Genomic DNA, 7446 nt, shown 5'->3' with positions numbered 1-7446 from the left:
AAGGCGACTTGAATAGCTACGAGTTGTTCTGACGCATCGTGCAACAGAGCGTTACGAGAAGAGGAAAGAACAGGTAAGACGGCGTAGCGAAACATCGTCCGTAAGCATCATGAAATACTCCTATGAAAAAACAGCAAGAGCCATTAGCTCAGTTGGTAGAGCATCTGACTTTTAATCAGAGGGTCGAAGGTTCGAGTCCTTCATGGCTCATCATTTACTAATAAAATGTATATACATTTTATACTTGCGGGTGTGGCGGAATTGGCAGACGCGCTAGACTTAGGATCTAGTGTCTTATGACGTGGGGGTTCGACTCCCTTCACCCGCATTCAATTTTTTGAGAAAGAAATTTTATAACGAATGATTCTTAATTCGTATGTTAAACCTCTTGAACTTTTTTGTTTAGTTTGAGAGGTTTTTGTATAATAAATCAAAATTGCCAGCGTTCACCTGAAATAATAAATGAACTTTTAGCGTGGTTTTATTTGAGTAACTGGTATAATAAATAAGTAGAAATACAAATAGAAAGGAAAAGTGATAGATTCAAATGGAATTACAAAAAAAGAAGAGTTAAATAATGGTCGTTCGTTTAGATCGAGCATTAGACAACTGATAGAGCATAAAAACTTTCAACCAATTGTTATTGCGATAATCTTATTTAATGGATTGATTATTGTTACGGAGACGTATTTAACTGGTAACAGTCTATTACTTTTTTTAGATAAAATCATTGTTTGGATCTTTGTGATAGAACTAGTTCTAAAAATTATTGGGCTTGGATTTAAAGGTTATTTCTCTGATAGGTGGAATCTTTTTGATTTTAGTATTGTGATAGGTAGTTTGTTGTTTTACTCAACTCCGTTTGTGAGTGTACTAAGATTAATTAGGGTGTTGCGTTTAATTAGAATGATTCCGGCGATACCCGCGTTACGAAAAATAATCGATTCATTGATGAAATCAGTCCCAGCATTAACGGGTATCTTAGGTCTTTCAATCTTAATCTTTTCTATATATGCGATTATTGGAACAACCTTTTTTAGTGACGTATTGCCGTATGAGTTTTTTGGAAGCTTTCATACTTCACTCTTTACTTTAATGCAAGTCGTTACATTTGAATCATGGGCAAGTCAAGTGGCAAGACCGATTATTCATGCAGTACCTTGGGCTTGGGTGTATTTTGTTACATTTATTATCATTGGTGCATTAGTTATTTTAAATCTTGTAGTTGCTGTGATCTTAAGTTATTTGGGACAAGATGATGAAGTGAAGCGTGAGGAGCAAATGGATCGACTGTATAAAGAAAATCAAGAATTAAAGAAAGACATTCAAGAAATTAAACAATTGATTCTCAATAAAAATAACAAATAATAAAAAAGCAGGCGCGATCTCAAGGGGATGGAGTGCCTGCTTTTTTGTTCTTTGTTATTCCATAGTTGCTAAAATTTCATTGATCTTCTGAGACACTAATGGATAAAAATGCTTAATTGCATCATTTGTAGAATTGCCACCGAAAAAATTAGAGCCTGGACAAGTCTTCACATTATAATCCGGTCCATTATCAAGCACTCTTTCTTTGGTTTGTAAATTCCACCAATGATGATAGGTAATACTATCAATGGAAGGAGTTAAGCCGAACTTAATGCAAAGAAGGGCAGTAATATAAACGATCGTGTCCTGTTGTTCTTTGGTCATAACATCATGACCCAGGTCAAAGTTTCCAATATTTTCAATAGTTAACCCAACTGAATTAGCTTTTGGTCCTATGGAACCTTCTGGCGCTAGATTAAATGGTCTAGATACGGCTACTTTTCCATCTGGGAATGTTGTAATATTTTGAGCGATATTATTCCATCCCATTTCTTTCTTGTGGAAACTTTCCATACTTTGCAACATTTGAAAGTGATTAGCTCCTTTAAATTGACGATATGAAGGTAACCATGTGTGATGTTGTTGGATGATGCGGATATCTCGATTAAATTGATTGTTCGATAACCAATCTTTAAAATCTTCCTTTGTCATGAGGATATGTTGTCCTTGCATAGTCAATTTTTTAGGAGTAACTTTTAGTATTTGTCCTGTATATAATTCGTCAGAAGGAAGTCCATTTACTTTTTTTATTGTCTCTACAGAAGAATGATACATTGAGGCAATTTCTTGCAGCGTATCTCCAGCGGTTACTTCATGGATTGCCGGAACCCATAATTTTTGATCGATAAATAAAGAATCCGATTGTAACCCATTGGTTAGTTTAAGCTCCTCTATAGTGGTGTCGAATTGATTCGCGATATGAGGGAGTGTATCACCTGCTTTTACAACATAAAGGTTGTTATGTGTATTTGTCTCTGCATGAGCAGGAACTAAACTCATTAAAATAATAAAAAGTATACTCCAAATAAGGACGATAGATCTTTGCATAGATTTATTTCCTTTCCTTATTAATAATGAAAAAAGAAGAAGGGTGTCTTCGTATCAGTTTTGATTTTGATAATTATAGTTTGTAAAAGATGCGATGGGATTATTCTCAGCTAGATGCGAATCATTTAGTTTTGTCTTTTATTTTTCAAAAATAATAAAATTTAAATCACTAAATAATAGTCCGAATTAATTAGGTTCCCTATCATATATTTTGTAGAAACAAGTTGAGAGGAGAGGGGATTTCATGAAGCAGGAGTTTGATTTAAGGCCAGCGGAAGAACATGCATTTTGGCTTGAGATACTACAAGATCATGCTTATTTTGTACGTGACCATTTATCAGTAGTAGAAGAACAGTATATTAATGTGGCAGAGCAATATATTCGTACATTCGAACAGCTTAGACAGAAGCTAAAGACAATAAGTCAAGGGATGGGAGTATCGGATCAAGCAATGATTGCTTTTGCAAGGGAAGTATTTCCAATTGCAAAAGGATATTATCAATTTGAAGGTCAAATGCAAAGCTTAAGAATTCAAAATGAAGTAAATTTAAATTTAAGTCCTACTTATTTAAATGGAACATTAAGTGAAAATGAGGAATACCTCCGAATTCTTTCGTATTATATGAATGGGCAAAACTTCCCGCCTCAGCCACTAGTGGACCTTCTTGACTTATGGCTTGAAGATCAGTTAGGTCATGCGGTACTTCTGCGTAACATTCTTGATCCAATTGAGCTGAAAATTACAGCGCAAACCGATCTGTATATTAACCAATTTCAATCATTTATCGTTCAAAATGAACAGATGAAAGGGTTTTTGAGGTTCTCGCCACCTGGTATTCAAAGGCAGAGAAGATTTGCTCGAGAAGTTGGGCAGACTACGATTGATATGTATAACTTCATTGTTGATGTTGTGAGGATGTATATTAAAACAGAGGTGATATCACGCACAACATTACGCTTTCTTGAACACCACTTTCCAGAAAGCTGTTATTTCATTCGGAAATTAAGTGTGTACTCACCAGATATCGGGCCACAGGCAGCACAGTGTCCTTTAACGAAACCTTCTTTTTATTAAATGAATAGTAGATTTTTATTTGATGGAATGGAATCGTATGTACATTACTGTACATACGATTATTTTTTTTGAATCTAATCTGAGAAACAAAGAAGGTGGTAAATTATTTGTTTCCTTGTTTTTGGAGCTGACTAGTCACAAGTTGCTCCAGTTGAGATAGCAGTTGTTGGTTAAATATTGATGGATCCTCATTGAGTGAAATGAGGGCACTTTCAATCAAGAACCTTCGAGGTGGTTTTGGGTGTACAACCTCATCTTGTACAAAGTCTAAAAGCTCTAAATATTTTGGTTGGTCTTTATGTTCACTGACATTTTTTTTCAAAGCGACGACCACTTCGTTAAGATTTTTGTGAAAAGAAGAGTTGGATTTCAGTTGATCAGGTAGCCATTTATCTAAAAGCTCTGGTTCATTTAATTGCTCATTTGAAACTGCTACTTCATAAACGATTTTTTCAATTCGGTTAACTGTGTAACGAACCACTTGTTCAATACTGGTATGATCGTGGCCCATTGCGTAATATTTCATGTTTTGATGTAAAATGCCTAAAAACATAATTGCGCAATCGAGCAAATAAGGTTTTTTATCTTCGCCGAAAATTTCCAAAAAACGCTGATATGTCCATCGGAGCATCCTTAGTTGACCTTCTTTAAAGTACTGTTTTAGTTCAACGTCACTTGAAATAAGAACTTCTTCAAAGAGGGTGAATAATTTATTCTTTTTATTTGTATTTAATTGTAATTCAAATTGCTTTATGAGAATTTCGATATCAGAAGGGTCTTGTCCTATTAGTAATTCATTTCGATCTTTTTCCATTTTCTTGTAAATGGATTTAAAGAGAGCTTTTAATAGTTCATTTTTAGAAGAAAAATAGTTATAAAATGTTCCTTTTGAAATGCCGCTATATTCCAAGATGTCTTGGATGGATGTTGCTTGAAAACCTTTGTTAATGAATAATTGATGCGCCATCTTTATGACATGTTGTTTGCGATCGTTCATTTTATCACCTTTAGATTGGGATTTTAGTACAGCTAATATTAACGTTCATTTTGATGTAATTATACTATCGGTATAAAACAATCATACCTTATTTCTTTTATGTAAACAAACACTGTTTATATCAAAGAAATTATTATTGCAATAATTGAACTCGTAGTATAATATGTTTATATAAACGGATAGTACAAAAAAATGAACTGTTAGTATAGAGGAGGGGAAACAATGGATTTATCCATAAAAAAGAATGATCGCCCCAATTATGGAATACTTGCTATTCTTATGACTGGTGCTTTTATTGCCTTTTTAAATAATACATTATTAAATATTGCGTTGCCTTCGATTATGGTAGATTTACAAGTCGAAACAGCCACGGTCCAATGGCTAACGACAGGATTTATGTTAGTAAATGGGATTATGATTCCTACAACTGCTTTTTTAATTCAAAAATATTCGGTTCGAAGACTATTTCTAACAGCGATGGGGTTATTTACTTTCGGTACGATTGTCGCTGGTCTTGCCCATGTATTTCCATTGTTATTAGCGGGGAGGATGCTACAGGCTTCAGGAACTGCGATTATGATGCCGCTCCTCATGAATGTCATGTTAGTGAGTTTTCCGGTTGAGAAACGAGGAAGTGCAATGGGGATTTTTGGTTTAATTTTAATGGCTGCACCTTCCATTGGTCCCACATTATCAGGCTGGATTGTAGAGCATTATGATTGGAGAATGCTTTTTCACTTTGTAACACCAATTGCTGTTGGTGTGTTACTGATTGGTTTTTTTCTATTAAAAGATAAAAAGGAAAAAGTAGATATTCGACTTGATTTATTTTCCCTTTTATTATCGAGCGTCGGATTTGGGGGAATTTTATATGGATTTAGTTCTGCTGGAAATAAAGGATGGGAAAGTCCAGAAGTCTTTTTAACAATCATTGTTGGATGTATCTCTTTAGTTTCGTTTATTTTACGTCAATCAAAACAGACAAGGCCGATGTTGAACTTTAGCATTTTTAAGTATCCAATGTTTGCTTTGTCATCTTCTATTACGATGGTTTTAAATATGGCTATGTTCTCTGGTATGTTACTTTTGCCAATTTATGTACAGACCGTCCGGGGGATATCTCCTTTTGACGCAGGACTCTTGATGCTACCAGGTGCACTTACAATGGCGTTCATGTCACCTATTACAGGGAAGTTGTTTGATAAATACGGAGGGCGCCTATTAGCTATTATAGGATTATCCATTACAGTAGTGACGACTTACTTATTTAGTACAATTTCATTAGATACTAGTTATCAATATTTAATGATTTTAAATACGGTAAGGATGTTTGGGATCTCTATGGTCATGATGCCTGTGTCCACAAATGGTCTAAATCAATTACCTGCTAGATTTTACCCGCATGGTACTGCCATGAACAATACATTAAACCAAGTATCTGGTGCGATTGGTACAGCTTTGTTAGTTACAGTGATGTCTAACAGAGCAGCGAGTAGCTCGGCTAGTTTAGCTGCCGAGACAGGGCAAGTTTCCGAAGCGATTGCTGTGAGAGCCATGCTAGAAGGGATTAATTTTGCTTTCTTTATCTCATCTTTCATTGCAGTTGCTGCACTTATTCTTGCATTTTTTATCAAGCGTGCAAGGCAAGAGGAAGACCAAATTGAAACACCATCATCAGATGAGGAGGGTGTACCTAGTTTAGTTGGGAGCAACTCATAGGCTCTGACATAAGTGTAATTAAAGGGGGCGTCTTAAAGGGTTAAAATCAGACCTTTTAAAGACGCCCCTTTCATGTTTATTCAATACTATTAAGAATTGCTTCCATTCTATCTAGCTCTTCAGAAGTAAACACAAGATTATCTAACGCTTTCACATTCTCTTCAATCTGACTCACCCTACTTGCGCCGATTAAGGCAGTAGTAATTCTCCCCTCACGTAGTACCCACGCCAAGGCCATTTGCGCTAGACTTTGTCCGCGTTCTGCTGCAAGTGAGCCAAGTTGTTGTACTTTGTTCAGCAGTTCTTCGGTGACTTGATCTTTATTTAAAAAGCCAGTAGGTTTGGCAGCACGAGAATCAACTGGTACACCATTTATATATTTGTTCGTAAGTAAGCCTTGTTGTAAGGGGCAAAATGCAATAGATCCGACTCCGTTTTCTTGCAATACATCCTGCAACCCGTCTTGTTCAATCCATCTATTCAACATGGAGTAACTTGGTTGATGAATGAGCAATGGTGTACCTAGCTGGTCTAAAATCTTAATAGCTTCGGCTGTTTGTTCTGCGTTATAACTAGAAATTCCGACGTACAGTGCTTTACCTTGCTTAACAGTTTGGTCAAGAGCTCCCATTGTTTCTTCAAGGGGAGTGTTTGGATCTGGACGATGAGAATAATAGATATCTACGTAATCTAATCCCATTCTTTTTAAGCTTTGATCTAAGCTGGCAATCATGTATTTTTTTGATCCCCATTCACCGTAAGGACCGTCCCACATATGATAGCCAGCTTTAGTAGAGATAACAAGCTCATCACGATAAGCAGCAAAATCTGTTTTTAATATTGCACCAAACATTTCTTCGGCAGAGCCAGGAGGTGGGCCGTAGTTGTTAGCTAAGTCAAAGTGTGTTATTCCTAAATCAAAGGCTCGGCGAAGCATGGCGCGTCCATTTTCAAATGGATCTACTCCGCCAAAATTGTGCCATAACCCAAGGGAAAGGGCAGGGAGTAGTAATCCTGAGTTTCCACACCGGTTATATTTCATCGAATGATAACGTTTGTTACTAGCTTGATAGATCATAGAGTATCATCTCCTTTAAAATATTATTCTCTTAATGCTGTTAAAGATATGTAGAAATATGATTAAATGAAAACCTTTTCAAAATTGACTGCCACGTTAAGTTTATAGAAAAGTGGATAAAAATGAAAGTAGAAAGTTGGTTAAGTAATATCAATACTATCT

At 35.8% G+C, this 7446-nt stretch carries 6 protein-coding genes and 2 tRNA genes; 5 read left to right on the top strand and 3 right to left on the bottom strand.

The window, feature by feature from the left end:
• Nucleotides 1-137: 137 nt before the first annotated feature.
• The 3 genes from LQ50_RS17160 (at nucleotide 138) to LQ50_RS17150 (ending at nucleotide 1368) form a co-directional block, all read left to right on the top strand.
• A tRNA-Lys gene (locus LQ50_RS17160) sits at nucleotides 138-210 on the top strand.
• Between the two features lie 36 nt (nucleotides 211-246).
• Nucleotides 247-328, top strand: a tRNA-Leu gene (locus LQ50_RS17155).
• Nucleotides 329-534: 206 nt separating this feature from the next.
• Nucleotides 535-1368, top strand: coding sequence for an ion transporter (locus LQ50_RS17150; protein ID WP_237563738.1), 834 nt, complete (start codon nucleotides 535-537; stop codon nucleotides 1366-1368).
• Between the two features lie 54 nt (nucleotides 1369-1422).
• Here the strand turns inward: LQ50_RS17150 and LQ50_RS17145 are convergent, their stop codons facing one another.
• Nucleotides 1423-2415, bottom strand: a complete 993-nt coding sequence (locus LQ50_RS17145; RefSeq protein WP_084138893.1) for a LysM peptidoglycan-binding domain-containing protein — start codon at nucleotides 2413-2415, stop codon at nucleotides 1423-1425.
• A 244-nt stretch (nucleotides 2416-2659) separates the two neighbouring features.
• Between LQ50_RS17145 and LQ50_RS17140 the strand changes: the two genes are divergently transcribed.
• Nucleotides 2660-3490, top strand: coding sequence for a DUF2935 domain-containing protein (locus LQ50_RS17140; RefSeq protein ID WP_034631614.1), 831 nt, complete (start codon nucleotides 2660-2662; stop codon nucleotides 3488-3490).
• A gap of 103 nt (nucleotides 3491-3593) precedes the next feature.
• On the opposite strand, the gene LQ50_RS17135 is transcribed toward LQ50_RS17140, so the two are convergent.
• Nucleotides 3594-4487, bottom strand: a complete 894-nt coding sequence (locus tag LQ50_RS17135; RefSeq protein WP_034631612.1) for a TetR/AcrR family transcriptional regulator — start codon at nucleotides 4485-4487, stop codon at nucleotides 3594-3596.
• Nucleotides 4488-4709: 222 nt separating this feature from the next.
• On the opposite strand from LQ50_RS17135, the gene LQ50_RS17130 reads away from it, so the two are divergent.
• A complete protein-coding gene (locus LQ50_RS17130; RefSeq protein ID WP_034631610.1) occupies nucleotides 4710-6206 on the top strand; it encodes an MDR family MFS transporter in 1497 nt (498 codons plus the stop codon).
• 76 nt (nucleotides 6207-6282) lie between these two features.
• Here the strand turns inward: LQ50_RS17130 and mgrA are convergent, their stop codons facing one another.
• The gene (gene mgrA / locus LQ50_RS17125; protein ID WP_034631609.1) at nucleotides 6283-7284 is read right to left on the bottom strand and encodes an L-glyceraldehyde 3-phosphate reductase; all 1002 of its coding nucleotides are present in this window, start codon (nucleotides 7282-7284) and stop codon (nucleotides 6283-6285) included.
• Nucleotides 7285-7446: the final 162 nt, after the last annotated feature.

It is taken from the genome of Halalkalibacter okhensis (genome assembly GCF_000787375.1).
Lineage (GTDB): Bacteria > Bacillota > Bacilli > Bacillales > Bacillaceae_D > Halalkalibacter > Halalkalibacter okhensis.
This window is presented reverse-complemented; position numbering and strand designations above follow the sequence as displayed.